Genomic DNA, 13,418 nt, shown 5'->3' with positions numbered 1-13,418 from the left:
TGCGCACACGGATCAGGCCGGGAAATTCAAAACTTGCGGGCTACAGCCAGCCAAAGGCGCGGTTTGGGATCGGAATGGGTGTCCGAGCCAGGCGCCCCTCCATTAGTACGCCAAGCCACTGCGGCATTCAGGCTCCAGAGGCCGCTGTCCACGCGCACACCAGCACCCACGCCGGCGCGCGTCTGATCGGCCGCAGGCATGGCAACCTGGCTCGGCCTGGCATCCGCCTTGACACGGCCATGGTCATAAAACACATACGGCTCTACTCTCCCTTGCCGATAACGCAGCTCGAGCTGGACCAACCAGCCTTCGTCGCCACCTGCTTCACCCAGCGGATAGGCGCGCACACCCAACGGGCCGCCCAGGAACATCTTCTCGGAGCTATCCAGATTGTTATTGGCAAGCTGGCCGCTGAAACGCCCAAACAACGTAAAGCCACCTGGCAGCGCCTGCAGACGCATCAAGTCCAGGCTCAGCTTGTTGAAGCCTCCCTCGCGCACCGGGTCGTCTTTGTAAAGGTCTCCATATGCCCACGTCAGCGCGCCGTAGGTGATCCCGCCGCCGCCCAAGGTGTCGCGCCGATCGAAAGACAACACCAAGGGCAGCGTGACGGAGTGATATTTTTCGCTGAGGGCTCCGTCAAAAAAACTGTTGTAAAAGCGCTTGTACTGTAAGTCGCCGCGCACCGAAAGGTTTGCCATCCGTGAACGCACAATCGCATAGCCCAGCCCCGCACTGCCAATGCGTGCCAGGCCTGCGTTGCCTTCGAAGCCATGAGCCAGTTGGTAGTGCGTCTGCGTATGCGAGACGTAGCCCCGCATGCCTTCGCTGCCCAGCGGGACGCTGTACGCGAGGCTGCCCATCCATAGATTTTCCTGCGTATAAACGGCCGCGATGTCGATGCGATCACCTAGCATAAAGGGGCTGTTCACACTCAGCCCTGCACGGCCGCGCACCTGGCCCGAATAATAATTACCGTAGTTGTCCAGGCCTACATCGCCCATATAGCGGGCCGCACGCCCGATGTCCACATCAAGGTCCCCCGTGCCCGCGGCGGCGCCCGGCCGGATAATCGGTTGAGTGCGCACGCCAGGAAGATCGGATAGCAGCAGCAGCGAACGCTCCAGCGAAGTCAGCGCAATGACCTCACCGGGCTTGAGCGCGCCTAGATATGGTTGCGCCTGGACCGCAAGCCCCGCTTCGCCGCGTGCAGCCACCTCGCCGTAGCGCCCTTCGATAATAGCGATGCGAAGCTGACCACCCTCCAGTTTTTGTTGGGGCAGATAAGCGTACGCGAAGGGATAGCCCCGCTTTCGATAGAAACCCGTGATCTGCCCGGCTAGGCCTTGCAGCTCCGAGAAATCCATAGTGCGGCCGCGCAGATGGCCTAGTACCGCCGAGAGCACCTCGCCGGTGAACAATGTATTGCCGCTAAAGGACACCGATGCCAGCTGTACCACTGCACCACCTGACTCCGCAGGCGCGGCTACAGGTGCTTGGACATCTATGTTGACAGCCCGCCTGGGCGCCTCGCGCGGAGGGGATAATTCTTGCGTGATGCGCCCCGCGTCGGGAAGCACCTGAGCACTCACTGGGAAAGCGGCTGTCGCCATTACATAGGCGAACGCACCCAGCCACTTCACTTTGCCGCACGTCATCGATACCCGCTCCGCCTCTGATGGAGTGGCCAGCACCCCCGCCAGCGCATCCGGATCGCCTGCGCATCATCCTGGACTCCATTCGCTGGCCAGCAACGTAGGCGCTGACTCATTGGCGAGGAATTCTATAGATTTTGTTTCAATTTAAACTGAGTAAATATGAGCAACACATCGAACAAAGAGCGCGCTGCCTCGCCTTGTCGACGGCGTTGTGCGGGCTTTGCTCGACAAGGATGCGGATTTGCCTTGCCCTATTCGCTCAGGCGGCCCCAGGCATACGATCTGGCAGGAGCAGGACGATGTTTCGGGGCCCGGAGCGTTTGATCCAGCCTTCAACCTCGAACGCTGTCAGCCGCCGGCTCAGTGTTTCGGGGGTAATGCCCAGGTAGGAGGCCAGGTCGCGATGACTGAATGGCAGATGGATAGCGTTGCTGCCGGACGCTGCCGCCAACTTGAGCAGATAGCGCCCCAGCCGTGTGTCGATGGACTCAGTGCCGATGGCGGCGGCCTGTTTTTCGGTGGAACCCAGACGGTGCGCCAGTTCGGCCATCACATGCAGGCCGATGGCCGGATACCGCAATAGCAGCTCGCGCAGATCCCGTTGCGCAATCGAGCATATCTGTGATGTCTCGGTCGCCTGCGCGTAAGATTCGTGGCAGCCATCGTTGAACAGATTCAGTTCGCCCAGGAAATCGCCCGGCCCCAGCATGCGCACGAGTTGCTCTTTGCCGGTTTCGGCCAGCCTGTACACCTTGACACGCCCTGCGTGCACGATGAACAACTGATCGGCAGGCATGCCGGCGCGATGGATGAAGGCGTCTTTCTCCAGGGTGCGCATGTGGGCGCAGGCCGCCACATTCTCGAGTTCGTCTTCGGGCAGATGGTTGAAAATGGGGACGAGCGAAACGCAAAGCGCCTTTGAGTGCGCCCCCGCTCCCGCGTGCGCGTCGTCATGATGATGCAGGCCTGATCTGCTTCTGTGCATGGTTGCTCCTGGGCATTGGATCGCGTGCCGCCGATTGACCACCGTCAATTTTTTGCCGCCGCGATACTCCTACTATGGATTCACCGCAACGCACTATGCATTCCGGCAAACACAATCTTGTGAAGCATATGCCTTCTCTTCAGGAGTACACCATGAACCGCATCAAACAACTCGCCATTGCCGTGGCCCTGTCTTTCCCGCTTTCCGTAGTATCGCTCAGCGCGTTTGCCGCGCCAGAGGCTGCGCACGACCATGCCCAAGGCACGCAAACGCCGCTGCAACTGAATGCCGGGCAGAAGTGGGAAACCGACGCTCCGCTGCGCAAAGGGATGAACGCCATCCACGAACAGGTGTCGGGCGCCCTGCCCAAGGCGCATGCCAATTCACTGACCGACGCAGAATACGACGCCCTGGCCGAGGCGGTATCCGGGCAGTTCACGTATATCGTACAGAACTGTCACCTGAAACCCGAGGCCGACGCGCAACTGCACATCGTGCTAGGCCACATCTCACAGGGCATTGAAACCGTGCGCGGCAAAGAGGCCGGCCATCCACGGCCTGCAGGCCTGCTGAAAATCGCGCAGTCCCTTAATGCGTACGGGGAACACTTCAACCATCAGGGGTGGAAGCCGATCGACCTCGCGCATTGATGCTGGTGCGGGCAACCGCGCATCCCGAAGGATGCCCGGCCCCGCCACAATCACACCACATGGCTGGCGGGCAACGTCAATACGCCGTCACGCGGCGGGGTTCGACTGCCCCGCCACCAATGCCAGCACGGCGCGGGAACGTTCCGCGAACATCGTGAACATCTTGGGTACGCTTTCGTCGGGCCCCTGCCAGTTCACGATGAAGCAGAAACTGGTGCGCTGCGTGGGCTGTACCATCTGGCCCGCACCACAAAAGCAATGGAAGCCTTCCCAATCAATGCTGCCGCCCTTGCCGTAAGCCATGATATCTGGCGGCACCATCATCGGCATGGCATCCGCCATGGCCGAAATTCGCTTGAATTCAGCCAAGGTGCCTGCCTCGCGAAATACCTTTCCCGCGAGCACTTGCTCGTACCACTGCGCCATTTCAGCGGCGGTGCTTTGCATGGTCTGGCGCTCGTTCATTGGCGAGCGCGGCGCCCCTGGATAATGGCCGGCCTGCAGTTGCTCCATGCCTTGCCAACCCAAATCCGTACCGTCTGGCGCGCCCGCGAGATATGAGAACAATATGCGGGTCGAGTCAGGGATACGTGTCGCACGCAGCCCCGACTGCTGGATCAGCGCGCGCACGCTATCGGGCCCCACGGCCTTGAGCGCCGCATCGGTGGCCGTATTGTCACTGTGCGAGATCATAGCCTCAAGCACGCTTTTTGCGGCCGTTGTGCCCTGCAGCTTGATGAAGACAGGGCTGCCTGGCGACCATACCTCAGGACCTATGCCGACCTGCATGTCTTCCGATTGCCTGCCCGCTTCAACCTCTTTTAGGTACTGCGCAAGAATGAATGTTTTGACCGCACTGCCGACGAACAGCGGTTGATCGGCCTGATGGGCGTACTGGCGAGCAGCGCCGCCCTGGCGCTGGATTCGCAGACAGACCGCCGTATTTGCCGTGATGGCCCCGAAGTGTTGCAGCGCCTGTTCGATGGCGCCCGGAGTGCCCGCGTCCGCGCGGGCCCACGCCGGCAAGGCCGCCGCAATAATGCCGCCCGCGGTTCCGGCTAGCAGAGTTCTACGTTGCATGGCCTACCTCTTCTTATTGTTGCAGTTCGAGACATATAGCATGCGGACTGAACAGCGCCAAGCGCTTTGCCTGGCAGCATCCCAATGCAAGGGGCGGGGCCTCGCCTGCGCAGCTCGGGCCGCCCCCTCTTTTCTGCCGCCCTGGTGCCGAGAACACAGACGCGGCGGCTACAATCGGTCGTTCTGAGGCCCATTACCGCTTCGCCAGCCGTGAAAATAGACGCTATTACAATCCAGCTTGTTTTGGCCATTGCCGAAGAAGGCAGTATTTCGCGTGCGGCCGACAAGCTCAATCTTGCTGTGGCGGCCGCCTCGCGCCGCGTAAGCGAACTCGAGCAACAATGCGGCACCCGCATTTTTCAGCGCGTCCCGCACGGCACCAAGGTGACGGAATCCGGTCGCATGCTGCTACGGCACATTCGCCAGCTCGACAGTCTGATCCTGCGCCTGAAGGACGATGCGGACGCCATCAGTCAGGGCCTGAACGGGCGCATCGTCATCGGCGCGCCCAAGACGGTGGTGATGCAATTCCTTGCCAAGGATATCGCTCGCATCCACCGGCAGTATCCCGGTATCACCGTTCACGTCATCGAAGAAAACAGCAAGATTGTGCAGCAGCTGCTGCGCGATCGGGTGATCGACATCGGCATCTACGAACGAACCAGCGGCTTTCTGCCGCTCCAGCGCAGCGATTATCGCAGTGACAGCTTAGTGCTCGTATACAGCCGGGCACATTTCACGTTTCCTGCCTGCCCCGTACCGCTGGATGACGTGCTGGCCGCTCCGCTTATCGCGCTGGGCAAGGGGTCTGCCATCCTCTCCGCAGTCCAGCGTGTCTACCGCAGCCGCGGCCGCATGTTCGAAGCGCGATTCGTGGTCAGCGGTTTCGACACAATGCTGGCGCTGGTGCGCGAAGGGCTGGGCGTGGGCCTGATGCCGCCGGACGTCCTGCACGCGTTCCGCCAGGATGCAGCCATTGCCAGCGCCACGCTCGACGCCGCTTGGCCGGAGCGCCACTATGTGCTGTCGGCCATAGACAGCGAGGCCCAGCCTGTCGCCATGCGGAACGTGCTCGACATCCTTCTGTCCCCTCAATAGAGGCCTCTCTCTACATTGTTGCGCTCTGGTTTCGCAGAATGCGAAACCAGACACACTCGACGCATCCTTGCCCCCGCACGCCGCACGATAAAGAATGGCCTCCATCAACCATAACAAAGCAGCGGGAGACATCATGAAGCGGTGTGTTTTCTGGCGGGCGCCGCCACCATGCTGACCGCCCAGCGCAATAAATACGCCAAGGTGGTTCGTGCCGCCGGCATCCGGGCCGACGCTGGAAGCCCATGGCCAGCACCCGCGCCCCGTGCTCGTGTAGCGCGTTGAACCAGGCCTGCCACGCATCGGCGGGCTCACCGGAGAGGAGTTTATGAAAAACACACACAACCTGCCTTTACAGGGCATACGCGTGCTTGATGTCAGCCAGGTGATGGCTGGACCCTTTGCCTGCATGCTGCTGGCGGACATGGGTGCCGACGTGATCAAGGTTGAACCGCCCACAGGCGACCAAACGCGGGGCGCAATGGGGTTCAAGATGAAGGGGCCCGACAGCATGGGCTTCCTCAACATGAACCGCAACAAGCGTTCGGTGACGCTGGACTTGAAGAGCGAAGAAGGCCGCGCATTTTTCTACGACCTGGCCAGGACGGCGGATGTCATGGTCGAAAACTACCGCCCCGGCGCGGTCAAGCGCATGGGCATCGATTATGAAACCATCAAGGCTATCAACCCCAAGATCATCTACGTCAGCATCTCCGGTTTCGGCCAGAGCGGCCCATGGGCGGAACGGCCTGGCTTCGACCTGATGGCCCAAGCCATGTCCGGCATCATGAGCGTCACCGGCTACAAGGGGGAGAAGCCGGTTAAGGCGGGCGTACCCGTGGCCGACATCGGCTGTGCCCTGTTTGCCGTGTACGGCTTGCTTTCCGCATACATTGGGGCGCAGAAATCGGGCGAGGGTCAGCACATCGACGCCTCGCTCTTCGATGCCGCCATGGCGTTTTCCATCTGGGACATGTCCGAATACTGGGGCACCGGCGTCCCGCCTGCCCAACTGGGCACCAGCAACAAGATGAGCGCCCCGTACCAGGCCGTGAAAGCGCGCGACCGCTATTTTGTGATGGGCGCAACCAACCAGAAGCTGTGGACGCGGTTGTGCGAGCTGCTGCAACGCCCCGACCTTACCGACCACCCCGACTACGGCACGATTCCGCTGCGGCTCAAGAACCGCGAGGCCATGATTGAGGAACTCGAACGCGAATTCGCCAAGCGCGACAGCGCGCAGTGGATAGACCTGATGCTGGCGGCGGGCATTCCCGCGGGCCCCATCCTGAGCTACCCTGAAGCCTTCGAGGGCGAACATGGCACGCACCGCCGCATGAGCATGGACATCGATCATCCCATCGAAGGCAAGGTCAGGAACATCGGCTTCCCGGTGAAAATGCTGGGCACGCCGCAGCAAGTGCGCCGTCACCCGCCGCTGCTGGGCGAGCACAACGCCGAGATCATTGCCGAAATCGAGGCGGGCAAGCCGCACGCCCCGGCACAACGCGGGCAGGCGGCATCATGAGCGACAACGTAAAGCTGATCAGGCACGAGGCGGGCATTGCCGAGATCCTCATCGACAGGCCCGAGCGCCACAACGCCATGACGCTGAGCATGTACGAAGACATGCTGCGGCTGATCGGCGCCTGTTCCGGCGATGCGGGTCTGCGATGCATCCTGTTTCGCGGCGCAGGCGGAAAGTCGTTCATCTCGGGCACAGACATCTCCTACTTCAGCGACTTTACGGCCGGCAGCCAGGGGCTGCGCTACGAAGCGTTCGTGGAGCGTGTCATCGATGCGGTCGAACGCATCGCCGTGCCTACCGTAGCCGTGATCGACGGCTGGGCGGTGGGCGGCGGTCTGGCGCTCGCCACGGCCTGTGATTTCCGCCTCTGCAGCGCTGCGTCGAAATTCGGGGCGCCGATTGCCAAAACGCTCTCCAACACACTGTCTTCACGCAACATCGCGCGGCTGGCGGCTGCGCTGGGCGTGCCGCGCGTCAAGAAAATGCTGCTGCTGGCCGAGTACATCACAGCACAGGAGGCGCTGGATTGCGGCTATGTCTACCAGGCTTGCGACCCGCAGGCGTTGACGTCGGCCGCGTTCGATCTGGCCCGCAGGCTGGCCGCGCTCTCGCCCGTTACCCAGCAGGCGGCCAAGGAAAGCCTGCGGCGCATCGTCGCCGAGCAAAGCCTGCGGGATGAAGACTTGATCGAGCACGTGTACGGCAGCGCTGCGTTTCGCGATGGCGTGGCATCGTTCGTATCGGGGAGTAAACGGCAATCGTAGCAGCGGCCCACAGGCGTGGCACCGTCTCCATAAAGTTGCGTAGAATAATCCGCAACCACCGATGAACGCGATACCATCCATGTCCCACATGCCCCTTGCCTTCGATCACCTGGTCGTCATCATGCGCGACCAGCTGCAAGATCGCGCACCGCTGCTGGCGCGCGACGGCTACCACCTCACCGAACTGGCCGTGCACAATCTGGGGTCGATGAATCACCTGATCACGCTGGACACCAGCTACATCGAGTTGCTGGGATGGCCACCAGGCAAGCCGCCTGAACGCAAGGAAATCGCCGCGCAACCGCTAGGCCTGGACGCTCTGGTGTTCAGGATGGCCGATGCCGCCGCCACCCGGCTGCGGCTGCTCGACGATGGGTTCACGCCAGGAGAGGTGCAGCGCCTTGAGCGCCCCGCGCCGGGGCGCACCGCCGGGGTGGTGCGCTTTGATACGCTGCGCTTTGCGGTGCAACCAGTGGCGGGGCTGCGCGTGTACTTCTGTCAGCACCTCACGCCAGAATACGTCTGGTATCCAGAGGTCATGAACCACCCGAACGGCGCGCAATCGCTGGCCCGCATTATCGTGGACGCACCGGATGCCCAAGCCGCGCAGGTGCTTGCCCGATTGGCAAACGGCAACGCAGTCGCGGCAGAAGACGGCTATATCATCCAACTGCCCAATCTCGCGCTGCATATACGCCTTCGACCCGACCTTGCGCAGGCGCGCATCGCGCAAGCCACCGTGCGCCATCGCGACGGACGGCTGCAGGTATTCGACCCGCACGTATAAAGAATCGATCACCGCATGCGGCGGCGGCCGATTGCCGCCGTGCGCTGCAGATTACAGATAAATCTTTGCCAGCCCCTTGGTGACAGCGGCCACGATTTGATCCTGCCGCAAAGAGATGTGCGCGGTGATGAGCGCTTCCATGGCCGCCGCATCCCGCCTGGCCAACGCGTCGAGCAGTGCCTGGTGCTGCCCTTGCGTGGACGCGCGTACGCCGGCGTCCATTGAAATCCAGCGCATGAAGCGGATACGTCGATTAAGCCAGACCATCATTCTTTCCAACTCTGCATTACCGCTCATCTGAGCCAACCGCAGATGAAACCCCTCATCCAACCCGACCAGCCTTGCGACCGGCTCTGACGAAGGCACCGCGCGGCTGTGAGCGAGGTAGTCTGCAAGTTCGGCGATTTGTGCGTCGCTGGCACGTTCGACGGCGTAGCGGCAACATTCTTTTTCCAGGCCCAGGCGCAACTCGTACAGGTCTTTCATTTCACGCACATCCAGCCGGCGCCGCACATAGCCGCGCCCCGACTCATCCAGAAAACCTTCGTAGGCCAAGGCCATCAGCGCCTCGCGCACCGGCGTTCTGCTGACCCCCAGTTGCTGGGCCAGCTCAGCCTCGTTCAGCTTCTCGCCCGGCTTCAGATCATAAAAAATTGCCATGTCGCGCAGGCGATCCAGGACTTCTTCACCACGCTTGCCGCGTGCCCGGGAGATGGTTCTAGCTTGCATAGATAGGGAAACAAAGGTTGACGTCAGCCGCCGTCGTCAAGGCACGGCAAGGCTGGGTATGCGTGCCGCTCAGGCATGCGGATTATCCCATTTTCACGTACCGCTGTATTTCCAGCATACATTTAAGTATACTAAATTAAATACTCAACTCAATAGTGGGGAGATGGGCGACATGTCCAAGACAAACGGCGCCGAGGCCATGGTAAAGATGCTGCAGCTCTATGGCGTGAAGCATATTTTTGGCTTGTGCGGCGATACCAGCCTACCGTTCTACGACGCTCTGGCGCGTCTGGATCACGGCATTGATCACATCCTCACGCGCGACGAGCGCAGCGCGGGCTACATGGCCGACGGCTATGCGCGTGTTACCGGCAAGGTCGGCGTGTGCGAAGGCCCGAGCGGCGGCGGCGCCACCTATCTGCTGCCCGGGCTGGTCGAAGCCAACGAGTCGTCGGTGGCCGTACTGGGTATCACATCAGATGTGTCTGTCAGCTCCCGCGGAAAATACCCCCTGACGGAACTCGACCAGCAGTCACTGTATCGGCCGCTTACCAAGTGGAACACCACCATTGACCTGGCCAGCCAAGTGCCCGGCGCGGTGCGGGGCGCATTCCGCGCCATGACCACTGGCAAGCCGGGCGCAGCCCATATCTGCCTCCCCTACGATGTGCAGAAGCAAGACGTCGACCCGCGCGATATCTGGGCCCAGCCCGAGCACGCCACCTTCCCGGCCATGCGCAATTGCGCGGCGCCCGCAGACGTGGAACGAGCAGCCGACAAACTGCTTGCCGCGCGCGCGCCGGTGATCATCTGCGGAGGCGGGGTTGTTCTGTCTTCGGCCTGCGAGCAATTGGAAGCCCTGGCGACAGCGCTCAAGGCGCCGGTCTGCACGACTGTCAGCGGCAAGGGTAGCCTGGCCGACCTGCATCCGCTGAACGCGGGCGTCGTCGGGTCCAACGGCGGCGTCATGGCCACGCGCGATGTGGTCAAGCAGGCAGATCTGGTCCTGTTCATTGGCTGCCGGGCAGGCTCAACCACGACGGAACACTGGCGCTTCCCGGACGCGGACACGACCATCCTCCACCTGGACACCGATCCCATGGTGGTGGGCGCAAACTACCGGACAGACGTCGGCCTGGTGGGCGATGCATTGCTAACGCTTACCGCACTGAACCAGGCGATGGTTGATCGCCTGGCCGAACGTCCTTCCGATGCGGTGGATGGCTACGCCATCGTCGCTCATGCGCGCGCCGAAAAGTTTGCGCGTTTTGTGGAACTGGCGCGGTCCGACAGCACCCCGATCAAGCCCGAACGTGTCCTCGACGCACTAAACCGACTGCTGCCCGCTGAAGCAATCGTCGTGGCCGACCCCGGCACGCCCTGCCCCTACTTCTCGGCGTACTTCAACGCCCCCCAGGCAGGCCGGCATTTCATCACCAACCGCGCGCACGGCGCGCTGGGCTTTGCCATGTCGGCCGGGATCGGCGCAGCAGTCGGCCGGCCCAACGCCACAGTCGTATCGGTAATGGGAGATGGCAGCTTCGGCTTTACATGCGGCGAAATGGAAACCATCGCGCGCCGCCGCATCCCATTGAAGATGATTGTGTTCTCGAACTCAGTATTCGGGTGGATCAAAGCCAGCCAGAAAGCCGGCTATGATGAGCGTTACTTCTCTGTCGACTTCAGCCAGACCGACCATGCGCGCGTCGCGGAAGCGTTCGGCATCAAAGCCTATACAGTAGCCAACCCGGCCGACCTGGATCAAACAATAAAGGCAGCGCTTGCATACGACGGCCCCGTGCTGATCAACGTGATCTCTCAGCAGCTACAAGACACCGCTGTACCCGTCAGCCAATGGATGGGCTGATCCCAGATAAAAACAGGAGGAGACAAACCATGCACTTCACATATACCGCGCGCCGTGCGCACACCGGGCTGCTACATGCGGCCGCAGGCAGCCTGTTGGCGCTCGCCGCCGCGTTGGCCCCGTCGGCCGCGGCGGCGGACGAGCCGCCCATCAAGCTCGTGGTGCCTTTCCCGCCCGGCGGCAGCACAGATATCGCATCGCGCATTATCCAGCCCAAACTGGCCGAAGTGCTGAACCGCAACGTCATTGTCGAAAACAAGCCCGGCGCGGCCACACAGGTTGCGAGTCAGTACGTGGCGCGCTCGCGGCCCGACGGCAACACGCTGCTGGTCAGCTTCGACAGCCATTCCATCAACCCCATTATCCGCCCCCTACCCTACGATACCTTCAAGGATTTCCGGGGCATCACCTTTGCGCTGCGCTTCCCGCTGGTCATCGGCGCATCCAAGAACACCCCGGGCAACAATCTCAAAGAGTTTATTGCCGAGGTGAAAAAAGCGCCCGACAAGTACAACTACGCATCCACCGGCGCCGGCTCGCTCAACCACCTTGCGGCCGAAGACCTGAAACGCGACGCCGGCATCAGCCTGCTGCATATTCCGTACGGCGGCGGGGGCCCCGTCATCCAGGCGTTGTTGGGCAATGTCTCCAATATCACTTTTCTGAGTTACGCGGCGCAAAAATCGCATATCGCGTCGGGCGACATCAAGCCGCTCGCCGTCACGGGTGCCAAGCGCCTGCCCGATCTACCGAACGTACCTACTGTGCAGGAGTCGGGCTATCCCAATTTTGAAGCCTATTCCTGGATTGGTATTTTTGCGCCTGCGGGCATCCCCGACGAGATCGCCAACACTCTGACCAAAGGCTTCCAGGCAGCGCTGAACGACCCATCCGTCAAGAAGAGGCTCACCGACCTGGGCTTCGAAGTAATGGCCACTGACGGGCCGACGGTAGACCGGTATGCGGTCGAGCAATATAAGCGCTGGGACAAGTTCGTAAAAGAGACGGGGCTGTCGCTTCAGAAGTAAGCGAACGGCAGAACACCCAGGCGCGCATCCCAGCCCTACGCGCGCCCGGGACATCCGTTTCTCAACCTGGCGGCCCTGCTTGCGGGGGGCTTTGACAGCGGGGCTAATCAGTTCAGAAGAATCCCGAGCGTAGCCGGCGCTTACCCGACTGGGATGACATCTTGTCGGGCTGCCATATCGCCCGCCCACACAGCCTGCAAAACATTGACCCAGGCCTTCAGGCAAGGATCGTGCCGCTTGTCGCCGCGAAATATGAAGGAAAGCGGCAACGGCACGGCCTGCGCGAACTCACAGACGATGACCTCCCCGCGCGCGGCGGCGGAGCGGGCCAGATCCTCTCTTATTACGCTTAGCCCCACGCCTGCCCGCACCAAGGACATAATGACCGACTCATGGTCGACCTCGAGGATGCGCATCGGCTCGATGCTTGCATGGCGAAAGATGCCCGCAACCATTGCGTGGTGTGCGCTCGGCTTGGGTGCGCGTATCCAGGGCATCAAACCGAGGTTGCTCCAGCTCACGTTCTCGAGCAGGTGCGCCCACGAAGCCGGCGCAACGATACGATACTGAAGCGTCACCAGTTTCAATACATCAAGGATCCCGTGCGGGCTCTCCCCGGCAAAGAAAGCACCGTCCAGGGTGCCATTTTCCACACCGGCAATGCATCGCTGCACCCCGCACACCTCCAGATCCACCCCAACATCCGCATGCAGGGCAGTCATCCGCGCTATGATCTGCCCCAACCGCAAGTAGTCGGGATCAATCATGATGACACCGATGCGCAGTTGCCCCGATAGCGTGGACTGAAGCGTCTCTGCGGCGATGCGGAATTCGTCGATCGAGGCCAGGATTTTCTCTGCTCGCGGCAGCAATGCGCGGCCAGCTTGCGTCGGAACCATTCCGCCTGGCGTCCGATCAAGCAGCTTCACGTTCAGCTCGTCTTCCAGGCTTTTCAATTGCCCGCTCACAGCGGGCTGCGTGAGATTCAACAGCCCCGCCGCTTTGGTGAGATGGCCGAGGCGGGCAACCGTAACAAAGGTTTTGATTTGACTGAATTGCATGGCGTTGCGTTGGTGACCATCGAACGCGGGCCACGACCCGATCGCAGCGCGTCTTGGCGAGCAACGCGTCAACATCAGGAATGGTGATCCGCACAATCAGAAATGACGATTGGACTGGGGTGTGCGCGATTCCTAGACTGAGCATCAACAACAGGCATTAAAAACCGCGCACAGGAATGCGGTATT

At 61.5% G+C, this 13,418-nt stretch carries 12 protein-coding genes; 7 read left to right on the top strand and 5 right to left on the bottom strand.

Translation table 11 applies throughout. From position 1 onward, the window contains the following. Positions 1–26: 26 nt before the first annotated feature. Together LOL23_RS12590 and LOL23_RS12585 are read right to left on the bottom strand one after the other, a co-directional pair. A complete protein-coding gene (locus tag LOL23_RS12590) occupies positions 27–1,658 on the bottom strand; it encodes a ShlB/FhaC/HecB family hemolysin secretion/activation protein (protein ID WP_237173689.1) in 1,632 nt (543 codons plus the stop codon). Positions 1,659–1,917: 259 nt separating this feature from the next. Then, the gene (locus tag LOL23_RS12585; RefSeq protein WP_237173688.1) at positions 1,918–2,643 is read right to left on the bottom strand and encodes a Crp/Fnr family transcriptional regulator; all 726 of its coding nucleotides are present in this window, start codon (positions 2,641–2,643) and stop codon (positions 1,918–1,920) included. Between the two features lie 152 nt (positions 2,644–2,795). Here LOL23_RS12585 and LOL23_RS12580 point away from each other — a divergent pair, with 152 nt between their 5' ends. Further along, entirely contained in the window at positions 2,796–3,293 is a 498-nt protein-coding gene (locus LOL23_RS12580) for a hypothetical protein (protein ID WP_237173687.1), read from the top strand. 87 nt (positions 3,294–3,380) lie between these two features. On the opposite strand, the gene LOL23_RS12575 is transcribed toward LOL23_RS12580, so the two are convergent. Then, positions 3,381–4,373, bottom strand: a complete 993-nt coding sequence (locus tag LOL23_RS12575; protein WP_160980901.1) for a serine hydrolase — start codon at positions 4,371–4,373, stop codon at positions 3,381–3,383. Between the two features lie 210 nt (positions 4,374–4,583). On the opposite strand from LOL23_RS12575, the gene LOL23_RS12570 reads away from it, so the two are divergent. From LOL23_RS12570 to LOL23_RS12555, 4 genes are all read left to right on the top strand, one after another. Continuing rightward, positions 4,584–5,471, top strand: coding sequence for a LysR family transcriptional regulator (locus LOL23_RS12570; RefSeq protein WP_237173686.1), 888 nt, complete (start codon positions 4,584–4,586; stop codon positions 5,469–5,471). 325 nt (positions 5,472–5,796) lie between these two features. Beyond that, entirely contained in the window at positions 5,797–6,996 is a 1,200-nt protein-coding gene (locus tag LOL23_RS12565; RefSeq protein ID WP_160980905.1) for a CaiB/BaiF CoA transferase family protein, read from the top strand. Beyond that, a complete protein-coding gene (locus tag LOL23_RS12560) occupies positions 6,993–7,760 on the top strand; it encodes an enoyl-CoA hydratase (protein WP_160980907.1) in 768 nt (255 codons plus the stop codon). The genes LOL23_RS12565 and LOL23_RS12560 overlap by 4 nt, the downstream gene beginning before the upstream one ends. A 79-nt stretch (positions 7,761–7,839) precedes the next feature. Continuing rightward, on the top strand, positions 7,840–8,547 hold the full coding sequence (locus tag LOL23_RS12555) for a VOC family protein (protein ID WP_160980909.1): 708 nt from the start codon (positions 7,840–7,842) through the stop codon (positions 8,545–8,547). A gap of 51 nt (positions 8,548–8,598) precedes the next feature. On the opposite strand, the gene LOL23_RS12550 is transcribed toward LOL23_RS12555, so the two are convergent. Further along, positions 8,599–9,276, bottom strand: coding sequence for a GntR family transcriptional regulator (locus LOL23_RS12550; protein WP_160980911.1), 678 nt, complete (start codon positions 9,274–9,276; stop codon positions 8,599–8,601). Positions 9,277–9,448: 172 nt separating this feature from the next. Here LOL23_RS12550 and LOL23_RS12545 point away from each other — a divergent pair, with 172 nt between their 5' ends. After that, entirely contained in the window at positions 9,449–11,143 is a 1,695-nt protein-coding gene (locus LOL23_RS12545; protein ID WP_237173685.1) for a thiamine pyrophosphate-binding protein, read from the top strand. A 29-nt stretch (positions 11,144–11,172) separates the two neighbouring features. Then, positions 11,173–12,171 carry a tripartite tricarboxylate transporter substrate binding protein gene (locus tag LOL23_RS12540; protein ID WP_160980915.1) on the top strand — a complete coding sequence of 333 codons (999 nt, stop codon included), beginning with the start codon at positions 11,173–11,175 and terminating at the stop codon, positions 12,169–12,171. Between the two features lie 140 nt (positions 12,172–12,311). Here the strand turns inward: LOL23_RS12540 and LOL23_RS12535 are convergent, their stop codons facing one another. Next, entirely contained in the window at positions 12,312–13,232 is a 921-nt protein-coding gene (locus LOL23_RS12535; protein ID WP_237173684.1) for a LysR family transcriptional regulator, read from the bottom strand. Positions 13,233–13,418 lie beyond the last annotated feature (186 nt).

The sequence above is a fragment of the Paracandidimonas lactea genome (genome assembly GCF_021653995.1).
Taxonomy (GTDB): domain Bacteria; phylum Pseudomonadota; class Gammaproteobacteria; order Burkholderiales; family Burkholderiaceae_B; genus Allopusillimonas; species Allopusillimonas lactea.
The sequence above is the reverse complement of the archived record's forward strand: the minus strand, read 5'-3'. Positions and strand labels throughout refer to the sequence as shown.